This is a genomic window from Dehalococcoidia bacterium (genome assembly GCA_028711995.1).
Classification (GTDB): domain Bacteria; phylum Chloroflexota; class Dehalococcoidia; order SZUA-161; family SpSt-899; genus JAQTRE01.
Map to the genome: position 1 here is coordinate 49,903 of JAQTRE010000002.1, position 19,455 is coordinate 69,357.

General features: G+C 52.2%; 18 protein-coding genes and 1 tRNA gene. 13 read left to right on the plus strand and 6 right to left on the minus strand.

What is annotated here, in order from left to right:
• Positions 1 to 23: 23 nt before the first annotated feature.
• From fbp to PHV74_00840, 4 genes are all read right to left on the minus strand, one after another.
• A complete protein-coding gene (fbp, locus tag PHV74_00825) occupies positions 24 to 1,115 on the minus strand; it encodes a fructose-1,6-bisphosphate aldolase/phosphatase (protein ID MDD5092913.1) in 1,092 nt (363 codons plus the stop codon).
• A 78-nt stretch (positions 1,116 to 1,193) separates the two neighbouring features.
• Positions 1,194 to 1,715: a cob(I)yrinic acid a,c-diamide adenosyltransferase gene (locus tag PHV74_00830; protein ID MDD5092914.1), complete on the minus strand. Its 522-nt coding sequence runs from the start codon at positions 1,713 to 1,715 to the stop codon at positions 1,194 to 1,196.
• Positions 1,715 to 2,236 (minus strand): cob(I)yrinic acid a,c-diamide adenosyltransferase, encoded by a 522-nt coding sequence (locus PHV74_00835; protein ID MDD5092915.1) that lies wholly within the window; start codon positions 2,234 to 2,236, stop codon positions 1,715 to 1,717. The genes PHV74_00830 and PHV74_00835 overlap by 1 nt, the downstream gene beginning before the upstream one ends.
• Positions 2,237 to 2,431: 195 nt before the next feature.
• A complete protein-coding gene (locus PHV74_00840) occupies positions 2,432 to 3,850 on the minus strand; it encodes a CoA-binding protein (GenBank protein ID MDD5092916.1) in 1,419 nt (472 codons plus the stop codon).
• Between the two features lie 209 nt (positions 3,851 to 4,059).
• Here PHV74_00840 and trmD point away from each other — a divergent pair, with 209 nt between their 5' ends.
• Positions 4,060 to 4,761 (plus strand): tRNA (guanosine(37)-N1)-methyltransferase TrmD, encoded by a 702-nt coding sequence (gene trmD, locus PHV74_00845; protein ID MDD5092917.1) that lies wholly within the window; start codon positions 4,060 to 4,062, stop codon positions 4,759 to 4,761.
• On the opposite strand, the gene PHV74_00850 is transcribed toward trmD, so the two are convergent.
• The gene (locus tag PHV74_00850; GenBank protein ID MDD5092918.1) at positions 4,739 to 6,457 is read right to left on the minus strand and encodes a YgiQ family radical SAM protein; all 1,719 of its coding nucleotides are present in this window, start codon (positions 6,455 to 6,457) and stop codon (positions 4,739 to 4,741) included. The genes trmD and PHV74_00850 overlap by 23 nt on opposite strands.
• Before the next feature lie 208 nt (positions 6,458 to 6,665).
• On the opposite strand from PHV74_00850, the gene PHV74_00855 reads away from it, so the two are divergent.
• On the plus strand, positions 6,666 to 7,292 hold the full coding sequence (locus tag PHV74_00855; GenBank protein ID MDD5092919.1) for a VTT domain-containing protein: 627 nt from the start codon (positions 6,666 to 6,668) through the stop codon (positions 7,290 to 7,292).
• Here the strand turns inward: PHV74_00855 and PHV74_00860 are convergent.
• Positions 7,289 to 7,777, minus strand: coding sequence for an MgtC/SapB family protein (locus PHV74_00860; protein MDD5092920.1), 489 nt, complete (start codon positions 7,775 to 7,777; stop codon positions 7,289 to 7,291). The two genes, PHV74_00855 and PHV74_00860, sit on opposite strands and share 4 nt — an antisense overlap.
• A 134-nt stretch (positions 7,778 to 7,911) precedes the next feature.
• Here PHV74_00860 and rmuC point away from each other — a divergent pair, with 134 nt between their 5' ends.
• The 11 genes from rmuC (at position 7,912) to PHV74_00915 (ending at position 19,435) form a co-directional block, all read left to right on the plus strand.
• On the plus strand, positions 7,912 to 9,219 hold the full coding sequence (rmuC, locus tag PHV74_00865; protein ID MDD5092921.1) for a DNA recombination protein RmuC: 1,308 nt from the start codon (positions 7,912 to 7,914) through the stop codon (positions 9,217 to 9,219).
• Between the two features lie 195 nt (positions 9,220 to 9,414).
• Positions 9,415 to 9,747: a zinc-ribbon domain containing protein gene (locus tag PHV74_00870; GenBank protein ID MDD5092922.1), complete on the plus strand. Its 333-nt coding sequence runs from the start codon at positions 9,415 to 9,417 to the stop codon at positions 9,745 to 9,747.
• Positions 9,748 to 9,895: 148 nt separating this feature from the next.
• Positions 9,896 to 11,161: a pitrilysin family protein gene (locus tag PHV74_00875; GenBank protein ID MDD5092923.1), complete on the plus strand. Its 1,266-nt coding sequence runs from the start codon at positions 9,896 to 9,898 to the stop codon at positions 11,159 to 11,161.
• A gap of 120 nt (positions 11,162 to 11,281) precedes the next feature.
• Positions 11,282 to 11,355, plus strand: a tRNA-Val gene (locus PHV74_00880).
• Positions 11,356 to 11,654: 299 nt separating this feature from the next.
• Complete coding sequence (locus PHV74_00885; GenBank protein MDD5092924.1) at positions 11,655 to 12,077, plus strand: hypothetical protein; 423 nt, start codon at positions 11,655 to 11,657, stop codon at positions 12,075 to 12,077.
• Positions 12,078 to 12,295: 218 nt separating this feature from the next.
• Positions 12,296 to 12,700: a pyridoxamine 5'-phosphate oxidase family protein gene (locus PHV74_00890; protein MDD5092925.1), complete on the plus strand. Its 405-nt coding sequence runs from the start codon at positions 12,296 to 12,298 to the stop codon at positions 12,698 to 12,700.
• A 107-nt stretch (positions 12,701 to 12,807) separates the two neighbouring features.
• A complete protein-coding gene (locus PHV74_00895) occupies positions 12,808 to 13,596 on the plus strand; it encodes an acyl-CoA dehydratase activase (protein ID MDD5092926.1) in 789 nt (262 codons plus the stop codon).
• Between the two features lie 30 nt (positions 13,597 to 13,626).
• Positions 13,627 to 14,385 (plus strand): AAA family ATPase, encoded by a 759-nt coding sequence (locus PHV74_00900; protein ID MDD5092927.1) that lies wholly within the window; start codon positions 13,627 to 13,629, stop codon positions 14,383 to 14,385.
• 325 nt (positions 14,386 to 14,710) lie between these two features.
• On the plus strand, positions 14,711 to 15,862 hold the full coding sequence (locus tag PHV74_00905; protein MDD5092928.1) for a (Fe-S)-binding protein: 1,152 nt from the start codon (positions 14,711 to 14,713) through the stop codon (positions 15,860 to 15,862).
• Between the two features lie 18 nt (positions 15,863 to 15,880).
• Complete coding sequence (locus PHV74_00910) at positions 15,881 to 18,949, plus strand: CoB--CoM heterodisulfide reductase iron-sulfur subunit A family protein (protein MDD5092929.1); 3,069 nt, start codon at positions 15,881 to 15,883, stop codon at positions 18,947 to 18,949.
• Between the two features lie 3 nt (positions 18,950 to 18,952).
• On the plus strand, positions 18,953 to 19,435 hold the full coding sequence (locus tag PHV74_00915; protein MDD5092930.1) for a hydrogenase iron-sulfur subunit: 483 nt from the start codon (positions 18,953 to 18,955) through the stop codon (positions 19,433 to 19,435).
• Positions 19,436 to 19,455: the final 20 nt, after the last annotated feature.

The window sequence follows — 19,455 nt, forward strand, 5'->3', positions numbered from 1 at the left end:
ACTACTTGATTTCCATCCAAGACTTATAGGGGAGAGAATCGTTTATCCAGCTTCCTCAGAATTTGAGGCATGGTGGTATATTCCATCTCATCCATCGGCAGGCGATGGGGTTCGAAGGGGCCGTGGCGGCGCAGGTATTCTGCAACCACGTTAGCCTGATGACGCGCCTCATCAAAACTGACATCATCGAACATATCGACCGGGCCGACCAGTTTTCCTCCTGAAAGCTGGAACCCGGCACACACCACTCGCGGCGGCCCATCAAAGCGCGAAGGGTTCGAGTTGGGAATCGAGCACGGCATCAACGGCCCATTATGTGATCCTCGCATCCATCCCTCTACTGATTGAGGGAAGGCGAACGGCTCAAGCACTTCTCCCACAGCCGGGAAGATTCCCTGCGATCGAACAACCAGCACTGGATCGTCTTTGCCAACATACCGCCCCGCTACTGCAAAAAGCTTATCGGTAGAGGAAACCGCCGCTATTTCGCCCGAAGGTCGATGACGGATGGATTTAACCGCATAGCGCGATGGAGATCCAATAAGCGCTAGCATATCGTAAAGTTCCTCCGGACAATTGAAGGTCACCTTCCGATGTTTCCGCACATCATGCACCTCGAAACTGAATCCGGAATGCATGTTTTCAGCGATGATCAGGCCAATGGTATTGAAGGGGTCCGCGAACATTTTGTATAAGGGCATATTCCATGCGCCGGAAGAAGTCTTGTCCGCCATGAAGATAAGTACCGGTTCGGAGCCTCGCTCCTCAAATTGCATCTCGGCAGATCCCGGACCCATCCCTTTCACATTTCCGGAGAAAGCATCACTCAGGAGATCTTGCCCCGCTCCGTGAAGTTTGAGCTTCTTGGCAACTTCTGTGCAGGCGATGAAGGTATCCCAGGCTAGTCGATGGATACGCCCATTTCCCTCGCCTTCTTGGTGCGTCATAATGAGCTGCAGATCATCCCCGCATCGGGTGACGCAAAAATCAACCAGGAGCCCTTGCCCCTTGGCTCTTATCATGTGCTCTTTGGCTTCCGCGATGAGATCAGGGTGCATACTGGAGTGCCCGACATAACCCCCGACATCTGCCTTTATTACGCTTAGTGTGATCATATCCCCTCTTTTCGTTTAGTTTAATTGTACATCACAATTCAAACCGCATCTCATATTGCCCATCGACTTGGCCAGCGGCTAGTATTCGAACCCGGGTCTGGCTTGGATTCCCTTACGATAGGGGTGCTGGACTTCCACCATCTCCGTGACCAGATCAGCGCACGCAATCAGCAAGGGGTCGGCATAACGGCCGGTGAGAATAAGTTCAACATTGGGCGGCTTTGATTTTACCAAGTCGATCACATCTTCAAGTTTAATCAGGTTCCAGCCCGCGGCGATATTTACCTCATCAAGTACGACAACATCGTACAATCCGCTAAAAATAGCCTCCCGGGCAGCCTCCAGGGCTTTGCAGGCCTCGTCCCTGTCGATTTCCAGTATGTTATCAGGATCAACAAACTCGATTCGCCCAAATCTCATGACCGTGATCTCAGGCAAGCGCCGTAAGGTCTCGTACTCTCCATAAGGGTAATCGCCCTTCATGAAGGACACGATGCAAACCCTCAGCCCATGGCCAACAGATCGGAGTACAGTACCTAGTGCCGCAGAGGTTTTGCCTTTTCCGTTGCCAGTGTAAAGCTGAACCAATCTTTTCTGCATCAAATCTCCTCGTATCTTGCTAGGGTGAAAAGAAGGTCGGCAAGTCTGTTCAGATAAGGGAGGAGGAATTTGTTTTTGACATCCCCGCTTTCATGCAATGAGACAGTCCTTCTTTCGGCCCGCCTCAGCATGGAACGGGACAAGTCCAGAGCAGCTGACCCCGGGTTCCCCCCCGGAATGATGAAAGCCTTGGGCATCTCAATCCCGGCCTCCAGCTCATCGATCATGCTCTCGAGATCGTCCGCCATCTTTTCGGTGATGGGACTAAACTGGGAGATGAATCGCTCATAGTCAGCTGATTCAACAGCAAGCTCCGCACCCACCGAAAACAACTCTTTTTGAGCTTTCAAGATAATCTCTCTTGTCCGCTCCTTTTTTACCAGACTCCTCGCCAGCCCCAGAGCAGATACCACTTCATCCACAGTCCCATAGGCCTCACAACGGGGAGAGTTTTTAGAGACCCTTGCACCATAAAGCAGGCTGGTTGTACCCTTGTCTCCACGCTTGTTGAACGTCTTCATTTTAGGATCGACAGCAGCCACTTTCTCACTTCAGGGGCGGGTGTAAACACAAAGTATAAAGTTACTTTAGCAGGCGTCAGATGCAGTGTCAAGAAAATTTAGAGCGTCAATCCCGGACTCTGAACGAAGATTGCGAGACTTCTAGTACCAATGTTTCCTCTGGATTACGCGCTCCACGGAAGGATTGCAGTCGGACTAGGCTCCGTTGGTGTGGAAGCGGTAGTAGTCCAGCAGTTTTCTGAGAGCATATGCCGATCTCTCATAACTCAGATAGCTCGGTATTCCTGCCTGCTGCAGCCTCAGATTCAAGTCACCCAGCGCTTTGCCGTCTGCGTAGGGATCGGGAGAAAGCAGAAGCCCTACAAAAGGTTTTTCCACTTTGTCACGCGTTCCAATCAGCGCTCTGATGATGCGTGCCAGCCGATCTGGTCGAGTGGTGAAGGTGGATATTCCTCCAATTTGTACTGCAACAATATCGATGTTCGCATCCTGGGCCACTATTTCTATAGAGGCCTCCATATTTTCATCGTTCATAGCGCCGAGGTCAATCGGGTTCTGGCAGCTGGCCCCGACTGTCCTGAGCATGTCCTCTAATTTGCTGTGGGTTGATTTCTGCAGCAATGGGACACGCAAACCCGCGCTGGCAAAGGCATCCGTCACCGATACGGATTGCCCGCCTGACCATCCGATGACGCCCATTCCGTCTCCCGTGACCTCTGGCAGACAGGCCAACGCCTTGATCACATCGATCATCTGATCCAGGCAACCCACGCCAATGGCTCCGCATTGCTTTATGGCGATATCCCACGTGTCTGTGGATCCGGATAGAGCTCCTGTGTGGGACAATGTGGCTCTCATGCCTTCATCTGTCCGCCCTCCCTTCCAGATGACAACGGGCTTCCGGGGAGTAATTTCCCTTAGCAAGCGGAAGAACCGCTGCCCATCTTTCACATCCTCGACATACATCCCTATGATCTTGGTTTCCTCATCGTGTGCGAAATAGTCCAGGAAATCCGTGCTTTCCAGGACCACTCCGTTCCCAACGCTGACGACCTTGTTGATCGCCACACCCTGGGCCTTTGCCGCAACCGAAAAACCCCCGCCATGTCCTCCACTCTGCGAGATGAATGATACCGGCCCCTTTTCGCCAACGGCTTGAATCGGCAAAAATCGCAACCCGATCTCCGGATTATAGACGCCCATGCAGTTGGGACCAAGGAGAGCCAGGCCAGCCTCTCTGGCCATTTTCCCGATATGCCGTTGCAAATTGATGCCTTCGACACGGCCGGATTCTGCGAACCCGGCCGTGAACATCGATACACCGCCCACTTTCTTTTCGATGCAATCCCTGATTACCGAAGAAGACGCCTGCATGGGAACCGAAACCACTACATAGTCAATCTCTTCAGGAATTTCCAGAAGGCTCTTATAGTTGGGAATTCCCATCTTCTCAATGCCGGGAATCTCCCTGGGGTCAATCTGGACAGAAAACACCTTCCCCCTAAACGTGCTCATGTTAGTGAGCCACATGTAGCCAAACTTCTCCTTATCGCCTATTACGGCTACAGTTCTGGGATTGAGGGCGCGGTCCAGCCTCTCTCTACTGACATGCATTATCGTCATACTCCTTCCAGAGCTTTCAATTGCAGTGCCTGGCGCTCTTGACCAATAGCAACTATGGATCAGCAGGGTTTTCTTGTCAAGGTCCGCACGCCAAAGTAGAATAGAGCCACTGGTTCGCCATCACTTCACTGACCAGCACAATCGCTACGGCTGATATGACATGGTCCCGACAAATCCGAGGAATCCTGAGGAAAGCAACGATGCGCATCGAAATCTTGACCCTTTTTCCCGAAATGTTCCATGGCCCTTTTAATGAAAGCATCATCAAGAGAGCCATTGACAATAAGTTGATCGAAATCGTCTTTCATAACCTGCGAGATTGGGGTTTGGGCAGGCATAAAACCGTTGATGACTACCCTCATGGCGGTGGGGCGGGGATGGTGCTCATGCCAGAGCCGCTCTTTACCGCCGTGGAATCCATAAAGGGATCGGAGGAATTTCCGGTGATCTTGCTCACCCCCCAGGGCAGGCTTTTTAATCAGAAGATTGCCGAGGAGCTTTCCTGTTATCCGCGATTTCTGCTCATCTGTGGACACTATGAGGGCGTCGATGAGAGAATCAGAGAGCATCTGTGTACTGACGAGATCAGCATCGGCGACTATGTTCTGACCGGGGGAGAGTTACCCGCCATGGTGGTTATCGATGCCGTGGCCAGACAAATTCCCGGTGTTTTGGGCTCGTGCGAATCGTCAAAGGATGATTCGCACGCCAGCGGACTTCTGGAGTACCCCCACTACACTCGACCCCGCACATTCCGCGGTTGGGAAGTTCCGGAGGTCTTGCTTTCTGGAAATCACGCCGAGATTGCCAAATGGCGTCATGAGCAATCGATCCTGCGGACCGCCACCCACCGGCCCGACCTTCTGGAAAAGGCCGATGTTAAGGAAAGCGAGACTTCTTAGTTCGGAAAGGTTTTGGTTTCTTTTCCTTTTCGACCCTCTGGAGAGCGTCCTTCTGCTCCTGGATCCCCTGCAAGGTTTTCTCGCAGGCTATACTGTTTCCTGCCATATCGGTTTCGCAGAAATACATCGTGGTGGAGATTGTTGACGGGGTGGGGGTGAATATCTGTACCTGCTCAGGGGTAAATCTCAGCCCGGTAGACAGAAAGTCCCTGAGGCGCTGCATATGCCCCATGGTACAGCCCGGATGTGCGGCGATGAAATAGTACGTCATAAAATAGCGTTTGCCTATTGCGGCGCAAGTGCTGTCAAACATTTCCTTGAATTGCAGCAGCGATTTCACTGAAGGTTTGTTCATCAGCGTCAGGATTCTATCGTCGGAATGCTCCGGTGCCACTTTGATCTGCCCGGAAACATGATACCTGACGAGTTGTTCGATATAGCGTTTTGCGGTGTTCTTATCAGCCATAACCAGATCAGGCCGGATACCCGACGAGACAAAAACTCTCTTTATCCCTGTAACACTTCTAAGCCGTTCAAGGAGTTCGATCTGTGCCTGGTGTCCAAACTGTAGATTGGGACACGGTTTCGGCATTAGACAATGCTTATTGCTGCAGCGCCATCCCTTGAGGCATGTGGCGCCGTACATGTTGGCCGTCGGTCCTCCTATATCGGAAATTATTCCGTTGAACCCTGGAGTTCGGCTGATGCGAACAGCTTCCTCCATGATTGATTTCGTGCTACGGGAAACAACCGTCCGGCCCTGATGAACAGCGATGGCACAGAAATTACATTGCCCAAAACACCCTCGATGGGTGGTGATGGAATACCGGATGGTATCGAGGGCTCTTATCTCACCGGTTTTGTAATAAGGGTGTGCATCCCTCTCGAAATCCAGGGCATATATCTCGTCGATTTCTGCAGAAGACAACGGCGGCTGAGACGGATTATGAATCAGGAATCGATCGCCGTGCTTCTGTACCAAACCTGTGGACGTATTTTCGGCATTCCTCTCAAACAACTCCGACATCCGGCGAAATGCCGTCTTATCGCTTGAGACTTCCTCGAACGATGGGATCTCGATGAAATCCCCTTTGGGCAAGGTCTTGGCGATATAGCAAAGCCCTCTGATTTGTTTCCAATCGGAGCCTTCTCTCAATGCATGTGCCAGTTCGATGACCGTCTTCTCCGCCATGCCATAAGCGAGAATGTCCGCTTTTGAATCAAAAAGGATCGATCTCCTAACGGCATCGTCCCAATAATCGTAATGCGCGATGCGCCGCAAACTAGCCTCAATCCCGCCAAGGACGATGGGTTTCGTCTTTTTGAAGTGCTGTCGGATAAGGCCGGTATAGGCGATCGTTGCCCGGTTTGGCCGGATATTGATGCCGCCGGGAGTGTAATCATCCTGATGGCGCCGCTTCTTCGTTGCGGTATAATTTGCCACCATGGAATCGATTGATCCGGCGGTCACTCCCCAGAACAACCGCGGTTCCCCAAGACGGGTGATATCCTTGCCATCGGTTATCGAAGGCTGGGCGATAACAGCCGTTTTGAGACCCTGTTGAAGCAGGTACTTTCCTATTACTGCTATGCCTATATGGGGGCTATCTATATAGGTATCCCCTGTGACCAGAATAACGTCCGGCCTCTCCCAGCCGAGGGCTTTGAGTTCGAGTGCGGTCGTTGGCAAGAACATGCGCGATTCCTTGCTGCCAGGGATACAAAGGGTAGCGCCGGGCAGAATTTCACCTGATTTGCAGACTAGTATAGCATGTCAGGCCGAGATTTGAAAAAGGAATGTCTCAATATACCCCGCCACTATTCCAAAGGAGAGACTTGATCTTGACTTATGAGCTATCCAAGCTGTAGTCTAGGTAATTGTGAAAAGGGGACGGAAAGGGCCAATGGAAGGTGATATTCTGCCGGGTGAGATCGTTGAGGAAAAACCTCCTGACACAGTGGAGGTAAGCCAGCGAAAAAGACGATATTCCATAGCGATACTTATCATCGCGGTCGCCATCGTTGTGGCTGTTATTGTCCTGGTTGACAAGCCGGACGGCTCCACCGATTATTGGGAATACATCAGAAACACGGGCTATGTTGGTGTGCTGCTTATGGCCCTCATCGGGAGCACCTCCCCGATCTGGCCGCTGCCGGGTTCCTGGGCAGCATTCATCGCTGGCGGGCTGGGCTTAAATCCTATTATTCTGGGACTGGTTGCTGGTATCGGCGAAACAATAGGCGAGCTGACTGCCTACATGGCAGGATATGGCGGACAGGGAGCCATTGCTAAGTGGAAAAGATACAAGCAAATCGAGGGATGGACGGCCCGGCATGGCGCAATAACCATCTTCCTTCTTTCAGCCGTGCCAAATTTCTTCATCAAGCTGGTAGTTATGGCCGCGGGCGCCCTTCGTTATCCCTGGTGGAAATTCTTTTTCCTTTGCTGGGGAGGAAAGACAATCAAGGACTTCTGCTTTGCTCTGGCCGGCGCAGGCCTGTTCGGTGTGATCATGAGTCTCCTTGACTAGTGACCCTGATTGTGGTGGCCATGGTGATGATGATAGTCATTCGGCTTTGGGGAGTGAACGCCTCTTTGTAATACATGGTATTTGCCTTCCAATGCCCCGATCCCGACCAGAATAGCCACCGTCAGGACAGCGATAACCATTGCCTCTGCATATTGCTCAAAGCCAACCACTGCGCCTATGGCAGCCAATACCCATATCACAGCCGATGAGGTTACCCCAGCAATCACGCCTTCGCGAGCAATGATAACGCCGGCCCCAAGAAAACCGATCCCTGTTACCACTTGCCCGAGCACACGGGTTCTATCCGTATTGCCCCCTACCTCAGAAGATCCCAGATTAATAAACAAAGCCGTACCTAGGCAAATGAGAATACTGGTGCGCACACCGGCTGGCTTGCCCCTCATTTGGCGCTCAAGGCCAATGCCCCCACCGCATAATATTGATACGCCAATCATCTGCCAGAAACTGAGTGTGGTAACATCCATTGGCCACCGCCTTTGTTCAATGAATGAGGTATCTTTAACTACCTCAATTTGCGAAATAGTATAGCATATGGACATCCAGTGGGGTAAGGGGACTAAGAAGAATCAATCACGCAACGATGTGATATATTTATGACATGGACATCATTCTCTTGGTCGCTCTTATCATCTCATCATCGGCATTGGCTATCCTGATTCTCAGAGGCAAGCAAGGGACTGATGGAAACGAGCGCCTTGAGCGGACGATCCGTGAAGAATTTCGAGCTGCCAGAGAGGAGTCCGCTAAGACAGCAAGAGCCCTGCGTGAGGAAATATCGGCCGGGCAAATGATTTCCATGGAAACTCTGGTCAAAACGATCAGCGAGATGGGGAAATCACAGAGCGAGAATCTCGAACTGGTGGCAAGGCGAATAAGAGAGCTCACCGAGTCCAACGAGTCCAGTATCGAAAGAATGCGCGGCATCATCGAAGCCCGGTTAAACAATCTCCAGGAAAGCAATGAGAAGAAACTCGATCAGATGCGCCAAACAGTTGATGAAAAGCTGCAGAGCACCCTCGAGAGGCGTCTAGGCGAATCGTTCAAACTCGTCAGCGAGCGCCTGGAGGCAGTTCAGCGCGGCCTCGGTGAGATGCAGAGCTTGGCAACCGGCGTGGGAGATTTGAAGCGCGTGCTTACCAACGTGAAGGCACGCGGCACATGGGCTGAGGTACAACTGGGAGCTTTGCTCGAACAGATCCTCGCTCCGGATCAATATGCCAAAAACGTGCAGACTCGGGAAGGATCGCGCGAAATCGTTGAGTATGCCATCCGTCTTCCCGGAACAGATGAGGGACCGGATTCACATGTGTGGCTGCCGATCGATTCGAAGTTTCCCCAAGAGGATTACTTGCGGCTTCTTGATGCGACGGATGCCGCTGATATCGAAGCGATACAAAGAGCAACTGCATGTCTCCTGCGCACCGTCCAGACCTCAGCCAAAGACATTTCCGGAAAATACCTCGATCCTCCGCGAACCACCGATTTTGCCATCATGTTCCTGCCAACGGAAGGTCTTTATGCAGAGGTGCTCCGGCAGCCGGGACAGGTGGAGGAAATGCAGCAGAAATACCGTGTTGTCATTGCCGGTCCCACCACACTGGCAGCGATCCTCAGCAGCCTGCGCATGGGATTTCAGACTGTGGCGCTCGAAAAGCGATCCCATGAGGTCTGGACCGTCCTAGCTGCAGTCAATACCGAATTCCGAAAATTCGGGGAGGCCCTGGGAAAGGTCAAGAGGCAGCTCGACACGGCCTCTAAGACGATTGACCAGACAGAGGTCCGGACCAGGGCCATGGTTCGAAAACTGCGCGAGGTACAGCAGCTTTCAGAGGTGGAATCGGCGCAACTTCTCGAGCTCGACGGGTTGGCAAAACAGGATTCAGCCGATGATGAAATGGGACCGTGAGTGGGAATTCATGACTATCGGCTATTGCACTTCTTCCGAATATCCCGTATACTCCAATCAGTGGCATGATCAAGGTTACCAAATCTCCCAGAAACCCCTTAGACTTATCCCGGCAAAGGTCTTTTCAAGGAAAGGTTCCTCAAGATATTGGATGACCGAGGTTCAGTTCACGATATTCAAAAAGGAGGTCATCCAATGAGTTTCACCGATAGGCAAATGCAGTGTGCGGATTGTGGGAGTACGTTCACCTTCACAGCAAGTGAACAGGAGTTCTTCGCCAACAAGGGTTTCACCAATGATCCCAAGCGTTGTCCCGATTGTCGCACAACAAGAAAGCAAGCGCGCGGTGGGAGTGCTGGTGGAGGCGGAAGCTTTGGGAGTTTTGGCTCCCGCAGACAGATGTATCCGGCAGTATGCGCCGCATGTGGCACCAACACCGAAGTGCCGTTCGAGCCTCGCCTGGACAGACCTGTCTATTGTAGCCAGTGCTACAGCAGCCAGGGTGGCGGATCCAAGAGCAGGCGATAACCTGACTGTTAGGTAGGTTCACATAGGGGCCGGGACTAGTTCCCGGCCCCTTTTTTGGGCATCGCTTTGATTTGACAGTTCTACCAACAGTAAACTACAATCCATGAGCGGGTCAATACCCCGCTATACTCAAAAAAGGTGTGTCGTTGTGTACCAGAAAACGGTTCTAAATAATGGGCTGCGCATTGTGACCGGTCATATGCCTCACGTTCGTTCGGTGAGCATCTGCATTTTTGTTGGGGCGGGTTCCCGCTACGAATTGCCGGATCAGGCTGGAATATCGCACTTTGTTGAACATCTCCTGTTCAAGGGCACCCAGAGACGGCCGGAGGCCCAGACAATATCCGAAGCCATCGAAGGTGTGGGCGGAGTTCTCAACGGGGGCACGGATAAAGAGATGACCGTCTACTGGGCCAAAGTAGCCCGTCCGCATTTAGAGCTTGCCTTTGATGTCCTGGGCGATATGATCCGCTGCTCCAGATTTGATCCCGTTGAGACGGAAAAGGAACGCCAGGTGATCATCGAGGAAATCAACATGAGCATGGATTCTCCACAGCAACGTGTGAGCATGCTCATTGACGAAGTCATCTGGCCCGATCAAACGCTGGGACGGGATGTTGCAGGGAGCAAGGAAACGGTGAGTTCGCTCACCCGTGAGACCTTGTTTGATTATCATGCCCGGCAGTATACGCCTTCAGGTATTGTAGTTGCGGTTGCCGGTGATATAAGACATGAGGACGTAGTTCTCACTGCGGACAGGACGTTTGGTGACTGGGCTGCTACCACTCCCGGCCTATGGTTCCCTGCTGAAGATAGTCAAGAGGAGCCTCGCTATCGCAAAGAGTTCAGGGATACAGAGCAGTCCCATCTCTGTCTGGCGCTGAGAGGTCTTTCCAATTCTCATCCGGATCGTTTCAACTTCGATATGTTGAACGTTGTCCTCGGAGGCGGAATGAGCAGCCGCCTCTTTCTGGAGCTTCGAGAACGGAAGGGGCTGGTTTACGATATTCACAGCTACGTGAGTCACTTTCTGGACTCGGGTTCGCTCACGATTTACGCCGGGGTTGAACCGAAGAACATCGAAGCCACAATCGCGGTTATCCTTGAAGAACTGGCCAAACTTAAGGCGCGGGATATTCGCGAGGAAGAGTTTGCCAAGGTCAAGGAAATGGCTAAAGGCCGTCTTTTGCTTGGCATGGAGGATACCCGAAGCGTCTCCGGCTGGATCGGAAGCCAGGAACTTCTGCTAGGGGAAATCAAAACCATCGATGAGATGGTCTCCATCATCGATGCGATCACTATCGACGGGTTAAGAAGAGTGGCAGAGAATCTGTTTCAGCCCAAAGGATTGAGCATGGCAATTGTCGGGCCGAAGTCTGATGAAGGACGGATCAGGCATCTGTTGAACCTCTGATGAGAACAGTTGGGGAATTTTGACATGCCGTTTATCCGGGGATGTTGGCGATGATGGCTTGCTAAGGGTGTTTTTGGTGTGGAAGTAGGTGGGTGAGATTTGATATAATGGAAATTACTTGGGCTCATAGCTCAGTTGGTCAGAGCATCTGCTTTACACGCAGAGGGTCAGAGGTTCGAGTCCTCTTGAGCCCATTGTCAAACACGCTGTTTTGATCCTCTCTATTACAGCGGTTATGGTCATTCAAGCGTTTTCCCCATGTCAACGGCAATCCTCTGAGAAATAGCCCCTGTTGCTCATTTATCGTGGGTTCGTTTATCGGGAATCGAGAGCAGGGCCTGTCTTGTCGAAGCGGTTCGGGCCTGACTCTCGGGAGTATCTACTCGCCATTAAGCCCCATGCTAAAGCTTGACTTCTTTGATGGGCGTGGATATCATCTTAATAACATCTTTCGGCAGGCTTCACGATTAAATGCCGTCAGGAGGCCAGACTCATGAAGTATCAAACTCAGGAGTGGTTGGATGCTATCGTGGCGAAGAGCAGGACGGATGAAGCATATCTGAAGAAAGCCAAAGGGCTGACTGCCAAGCAAAGATCGATCACCCTGGATGCCCCGGGAGGCGTGGATATTCTTATCGCTTGGGAATGGGTGGACGGCAAGGTAGTGAAGGCTAACCGCCAGGAGAAACCCGCCCCCAGTGAGTGGCGCAACTGGAAGAATGAAGACGAATACCTCTCGACTACCATGGGAACCTATGAAAACCTGTCCAAGATCGCCAAGGGAGAGATGAATGCCCAGGTTGCCATGGCCAAGAAGCAATATGTTGTCCATGGGAACATGCTCAAGATATTTGCTAAAATGGGCAAATTCAACGCTTTCGCCGAATTAGTAGCCTCGATTCCGACCGAGTACTAAATTCACTTTTTGTGAGAGGCTTTCCGAATCAACCATGTCGGCCCTCGCCATGGCTTGGCAATCATGCAGGGACATAATGCACCACGCCCCTGAACAGTTGAGCCCAGGCAAGGGCTGGTTTTGATCCATACCCTGCAGGGACAACATTATGCCCGGAGGGAAGCACCTCCGGCTGTTTAGGTGACTAAATCCGAGAAATTTAAAAAGGAGGCTAAACTGTGGAAATCAAGAAGGAAATCATGGAAATGGTCAACAAGCCCGGAAGGATCGGAACACTGAGCACAGCGAACAAGCAAGGCCAACCCAATGTGGCCTATCTGGGCAGCCCCCGTCTTACGCCGGAGGGAACGATGATCCTGGCGCTGGGAAACAATCGAACGCTACGTAATCTGAATGAGAATCCCAATGCTGTCTTCTTCTGTATCGCAGATGGGCCGGTTGCGTTTACAACGCCGGGCTATCGTCTGTATATGAAGGTAAAAGAGATTCAAAATCAAGGGCCGATCCTCGATGGCATAAAGAGCGCCATTGCCAAAATGGGAGCAACCGACGCCGCTAAAATGATGGTAGCCGCGGTGATCTTTGAGGTCACTGAGATTCGTCCAATGGTAGCCAGAGGCTAAAACACTCATCGTAACGATAATTCCTCGATTGGTATGGACGCCGGAGAACCGAAGAGGTTGTCCGGGGTTCATGCTATCGATAGTGTAGGGAATTCAGGGAGGGAAAATTGATCGTCGCCGGATGTGATGTTGGTTCTTTGACGGGTAAAGCCGTAATTATGAAGGATTCGAAGATAGTCTCCAGCGCAATTATGCTGCGCACCGTGAAACCTGAGGACACGGCTAGGATAATTCTGGATCAGGCGCTCACCAAGGCCAAGATGAAGCGGGAAGATATCGAATATCTCGTTGGCACAGGTTATGGCAGAACGAAAATCCCGTTTGCCAACACCAATATTTCAGAGATCACCTGTCATGGGAAAGGGGCTCACTGGCTGGTACCTTCGATAAGAACCATCCTCGATATTGGGGGACAGGACAGCAAGGTAATCTCACTGGATTCAGAAGGGTTCGTTGCCGACTTTGTGATGAACGACAAATGCGCCGCCGGAACGGGAAGGTTTCTGGAGGGTGTGGCAAAGGCGCTGGAAATAAAACTGGAAGAGCTGGGGCCAGTGTCGTTAAAGGCGCACGCTCCATCTCAAATCAGCAGTCAGTGTAGCGTCTTCGCCGAGTCTGAGGTCGTTACCTTGCTGGCTGATGGGGTGGACATCGCCGATATTGTGGCCGGTATTCACAAGGCAATCGCCAGCCGACTCATATCGATGGTCAAAAAAGTGGGCGTCAAGAAGGACTTCACCGTCACCGGCGGTGTGGCCAAGAATGTCGGTGTGGTTAAGTTCCTTGAGGAAGGCCTGGGTGAGAAAGTCATGCATCTGCCGGAGGATCCTCAACTTGTGGGGGCTATAGGCGCTGCTATCTTAGCCCAGGAAAAACTGACCAAAAGCCGCGCGTGAGATCAATAACTTTTCAGGGAGGTTGGCGATATGCAAACCAAGGGAATCAAAATAGCCGTAACCGGCAAGGGCGGCAGCGGCAAGACAATGCTCACTGCCCTGATGACCAAACTCCTGGCAGAGAGAAAAGACCTCAAGATTCTGGCCATCGATGCGGATTCCGCCATCAACTTACCCTACGCGCTGGGGACGAACTTCACCAAGACCGTGGCGGAACTCCGAAGATACATTATTGAAGATCCTTCAGCCAAGGACGAAATGCAAGATAAGCCGATCAAAGCGGTGATGGAGCAAAGCCTTCAGACAGGAAAGGGATTTCAACTTCTGGTGATGGGCCGGCCTGAAGGACCGGGATGTTTTTGCGGTGTCAACGAACTGCTCAAGCACGGAATTGAAACCCTCTCTAAAGACTTTGATGTAACGTTGATTGATTGCGAGGCAGGCCCGGAACAAGTAAACCGCAGGGTGGTTAAGGGGGTGGATTTCCTCATCATCGTGACGGACACGTCGATCAGAGGCGCCCAGGTGGCAGGCGCAATCACCGAGGTGATGGAGCGGGACAAAGATATCCGACCCGCTCATGCAGGCTTGGTTATTAACAGATTCAAGGAAGACGACAAACTCATCAGGGAGATTGCCGACCGGCGCGGCATCGAAATTCTTGCCCATATTCCGGAGGATCCAAACATCACCGAATATGACGGGGCCGGCAAGCCAATCATCGATCTGCCCAATAGCTCGCCGAGCGTCCTGGCCGTTCAAGAGCTGCTTCGTAAGATGAAGTTGTGAAGTGCTCATTTCTTGCATGTGAGGGCATGGTTTTAAGGGCTTGCCATGACCATCCGTTCCAGCCTGGGGAACTCTCCTGATTTAGCTTGGCGCTTTCATCAGCCCTGCTAAGAACAGGCCGCTCTTTGGAATCAAATTGGACGCTGTGCTGCCTTGTAACGGGACTATTGTTGGGATACAATGGATGCAGAGTTATCAGAATCGGACGGTCTCGTTTTTGAGTTATACGGGCCTTCACGTCCACTTTTAACAACGGCTGACGGTAGCATCAGAAGGCTACCGAAGTTATTGGGCAAGCAAAATTTCAGGAGTAGGAGCGCTGACTATGGAAGCATTAGCTCCCTCAAAAGAAGGATCACAGTTCATCAAAGAGGCGGGGGGTGAGGCATTCAAGCTCTGTTACCAGTGCGGTCTATGCGCAGCTACATGTCCGTGGAATATGGTCAGGAACTTTATTCCCCGGCGCATGATCCACGGAACACAACTGGGCTTGTTTGAATCGGACATCGAAGAGTTCTGGCAGTGCACTACCTGCGGGGCATGCGTCAAGCGATGTCCGCGCGGCGTAGAGATCATCGATGTAATGAAGTCGGTGCGACGCATTGTCACTGAGTTCGGTGTTGGCAAGGTCCCCGATTCACTGCGCATCACCGTTAAGAATATCTCCGCCCTGGGCAACCCGCCAGGCGAAGCTCCTGAAAAGCGGGTGGACTGGGCAAAAGGCCTGGACGTCAAATCCTTCACCAAAGACACTGACCTGCTCTATTTCTCCTGTTGCATCCCCGCTTATGACCCTAAAGCTAAGAAGATTGCCCAGTCTACAGCCAGCATCCTCAAGAAATGCGGAGTGGATTTCGGCATATTGAACGGCCAGGAAAACTGCTGCGGAGAGAGCGTCCGCAAGGCGGGGGACGAGCGTGTGTTCCAGACCCTCGCGCAGAACAATATCAATATCATGAATGAGAGCGGCGTCAAAAAGATCCTGGTCAGTTCGCCGCATTGCTATCATACCTTCAAGAACGAATACCCCGAGCTTGGCGGGAAGTTTGAAGTCGTTCATTACACTCAATACATGGCACAACTCATCAAGGAAGGGAAGCTAAAACCAACCAAGCCCATGGCGAAGAAGGTCATATATCAAGATCCGTGCTATCTGGGACGGCACAACGGTATTTATGACGAGCCGAGGGAAGTGCTCAAGAGTATCCCCGGCTTGCAGTTGGTGGAATTCCCTGACGTTCGGGAAAACGCGCTCTGCTGCGGTGGTGGGGGCGGCAGAGTCTGGATGGAAACTGCGGCCGGAGAGCGATTTTCCGAGATCAAGGTAAAGCAGGCGGTTGAAGTCAAAGCTGAGGTGATAGCCGTTGCCTGCCCCTATTGCAAGGTGATGTTTGAAGACGCCATCCTGGTGACCGGCAAGGAAAACGAGATTAAGGTCAAAGATATCTCCGAGCTTATCGATGAAGCAATCGGATAAGAGGTAGCAACAGTGACGATGGAAGATAAAGATATAACCCTTAAGGTGCACGGCGGTAAGACCGGGGCGGTGATGGTAGTGGGAGGAGGAGTCAGCGGAATACAAGCCTCTCTGGATTTGGCCAATTCTGGATACAAGGTCTACCTGGTTGAGGAAGGCCCGGCCATCGGTGGAAAGATGGCGCAGTTAGACAAGACCTTTCCCACCAACGACTGCTCCATGTGCATCCTGTCCCCGAAATTCATTGAGCTGGCCCGGAATCAGAACATCGAGATATTGACTCTTTCCACTGTAGAGGGTATTCAGGGTGAGGCGGGTAATTTCAACGTCTTGGTTCGCAAAAAGCCCCGGTACATCGATGAAGAGAAATGCAACGCCTGCGGAACCTGTGTTGAGTATTGCCCTGTCAAAATTTCCGATCCTTACAATGAAAACCTGAACATCCACCGATGTATCTATATTCCATTCCCTCAGGCGGTTCCAGCCCTTTATCTGATCGATCCTGCCCAATGCGTCTTTATGCAGCGAACCGAGTGCAAAATATGTGCACCGACCTGCAAGGTGAAGGCCATCGATTTCAAACAGCAAGAGAAGCAACTGGAAATCGAGGTTGGCGCTGTGATCCTGGCCCCCGGCTATGAGAAGTTTGATCCTGAGACCAAGTCGGAATACGGTTATGGAACCCGGGCCAACATCGTTACCAGCCTGGAGTTCGAGCGCATGCTCAGTGCCTCCGGCCCCTTCAAAGGAGAAGTGAAGCGCCCATCGGACAAGAAACACCCCAAGAAAATCGCCTGGATGCAATGCATCGGCTCAAGAGACACAGTCAGCGGCAACACCTATTGCTCGGCCGTTTGCTGTATGTATTCCACCAAGCAATTGATCATCGCCAAAGAGCATGATCCGGCGCTTGAGGCGACCATTTTCTATAACGATATCCGAGCCTACGGAAAGGGCTTTGAACGATATTATGAGAGAGCCAAGGCCATGCCCGGCGTCCGGTATATCTGGAACATGCCGGCCATCACCCGGGAGATTCCGGGGAGCAAGAATATCGCCATCCGGTATGTTGTCAACGGAAAAGAGACCAAAGAAGAGGAGTTTGATCTTGTGGTTCTGTCCGTTGGCCTTTGCTCCACTCCGGGAATAAAGGAACTGGCCAACAAATTATCCGTCGATATCGATAAATACGGCTTCTGTAAAACCGATAACTTCACCCCCGTCGAGACCTCAAGACCGGGAATTTATGTTTCTGGCGTCTTTCGCGGCCCGATGGATATCCCCGAGTCTGTAATGACGGCCAGCGGCGCGGCAGCGGCCGCCTCCCAGCTTCTCTCTGAATCCAGAGGGACGCTGATGAAGACCAAAGAGTATCCGCCGGAACGGGATATATCAGGCGAGGAGCCGAGGGTTGGAGTGTTTGTCTGTCATTGCGGCACCAACATTGCCGGGGTAGTCAGCGTTCCCAAGGTAGTACAGTTTGCCAAGAAATTGCCTGATGTGGTTCATGCCGAAGACACCGTTTTTGCCTGCTCCATCGATTCGGCCAAGCATATTAGCGAGACGATCAAGGAAAAGGGTCTCAATCGCGTGGTTGTAGCCGCCTGTACGCCCAGAACGCATGAGCCCGTCTTCCAGGAAACGCTCCGGGAGGCCGGTTTGAATCCGTTCCTGTATGAGCAGGCCAATATCCGCGAACATTGTTCCTGGGTACACATGGAAGACAAGAAGGCGGCGACGCTCAAAGCGCAGGAGTTGGTGCGAATGGCGGTGGCCAAGGTCAGACTGGTTGAGCCGCTTCAGCGAGTCTCGCTCAGCTTGAACCACACCGCTCTGGTGATCGGCGGCGGCATTGCCGGAATGACGAGTGCCCTGAACTTGGCGGACCAGGGATTCGAGGTTCATCTGGTAGAGAAGGAATCCCACTTGGGAGGTATGGCCAAACGCATCCACTACACACTTGAAGGCAGTGAGGTTCAACCGTTCCTCCACGGCCTCATCAAGAAAGTGAAAGGGAATTCGCTGATCCACGTCCATACCGGCTCGGTGATTACCAAGGCTTACGGGTGCGTGGGTAATTTTGTCAGCACCATCGGGGGACCTCAGGGAGATGCGAAGGACATCGAACATGGCGTGGCCATTCTGGCCATCGGCGGCCAGGAATTCAAGCCCAATGAATATCTCTATGGAAAAGACCCGCGCGTCCTGACGCAACTGGAACTGGAAGATGCCATCGTTCAGAAAAATGAGAGGGTGACCGGTGCGCAAAGCATGGTAATGATTCAGTGCGTGGGATCCAGAGACAAGGAGCACCCTTATTGCAGCCGAATCTGCTGCAGCCAGGCCATCAAGAATGCCATCAAACTGAAAGAGGTCAATCCGGAGATGGAGATTTACGTTCTTCATCGAGATATGCGAACCTACAGCCTCAAAGAGGACTATTATCGTGAAGCTGCGGAGCGGGACGTGAAGTTCATCCGCTTCGATGCGGAAAACAAGCCCCAGATGGAGATTGCGCAAGCTGACGGCAAAGAGATTCTGAGGATCACCGTCGTTGACCGTTTACTCGGCGAACTGATCGAGATCGATGCCGATATCCTGACGCTGAGTACGGCGGCACTGGCTCCCTCCAACATCAAAGAGCTCTCGCAACTATACAAAGTGCCGGTGAACGAAGATGGATTCTTCCTGGAAGCTCACATGAAGCTCAGACCGGTCGATTTTGCCACCGATGGCGTTTTTATGTGCGGACTGGCCCATAATCCCAAGCTGATCGAGGAGTCGATCGCCCAGGCCAGGGCGGCCGCATCGCGGGCTACCACAGTATTGGCCAAGGAGAGCGTAACGGGTGAGGGCATTGTCTGCTACGTGAACAAAGATGTCTGCGGCGGATGCGGAGTCTGCGAGATATTGTGTCCGTATTCGGCTATTACAGTCGACAAGACGGAGAAGCTGGCCGAAGTGAATGCAGGCATCTGCAAGGGGTGCGGAACATGCGCTGCCGCTTGCCCCTCCGGCGCAGCCCAGCAAAAGGGCTTCCGGAAAGACCAGATATCCTCGATGATCAGCGCGGCTTTGGAGGTATAGAATATGGGCAGCATGGATGCATTCGAGCCCAAAATCATCGGCTTATGTTGCAACTGGTGTACCTATGCCGGGGCCGACCTGGCAGGGGTTAGCCGGATTCAATATCCGCCCAACTTCAGAATGGTCAGACTGATGTGCTCCGGCGCAGTCGATCCGGTATACATCCTGGAAGCTTTTCAGAAGGGCGCCGACGGCGTATTTATTGGCGGTTGCCATATCGGAGACTGCCACTATATTTCCGGAAATCACAAGACTCTGAAGAGAATTGCCCTCACCAAGAAATTACTCGATCAAATGGGAATCGATCCCAAGAGATTAAGGCTGGAGTGGATATCGGCGGCAGAAGGTCCCCGGTTCGCCCAATTAGTGACCGAGTTCACCAGAGAAATTAAAGAGCTGGGGCCGAGCACTTTGAAACCATCGGCCAAGGAATCCAAACCGGAAGAGCCAATCCCTGCGAAACAACCGGCAGGGGTGCACACGTAGGTGAATCCCACAGGAAGGAG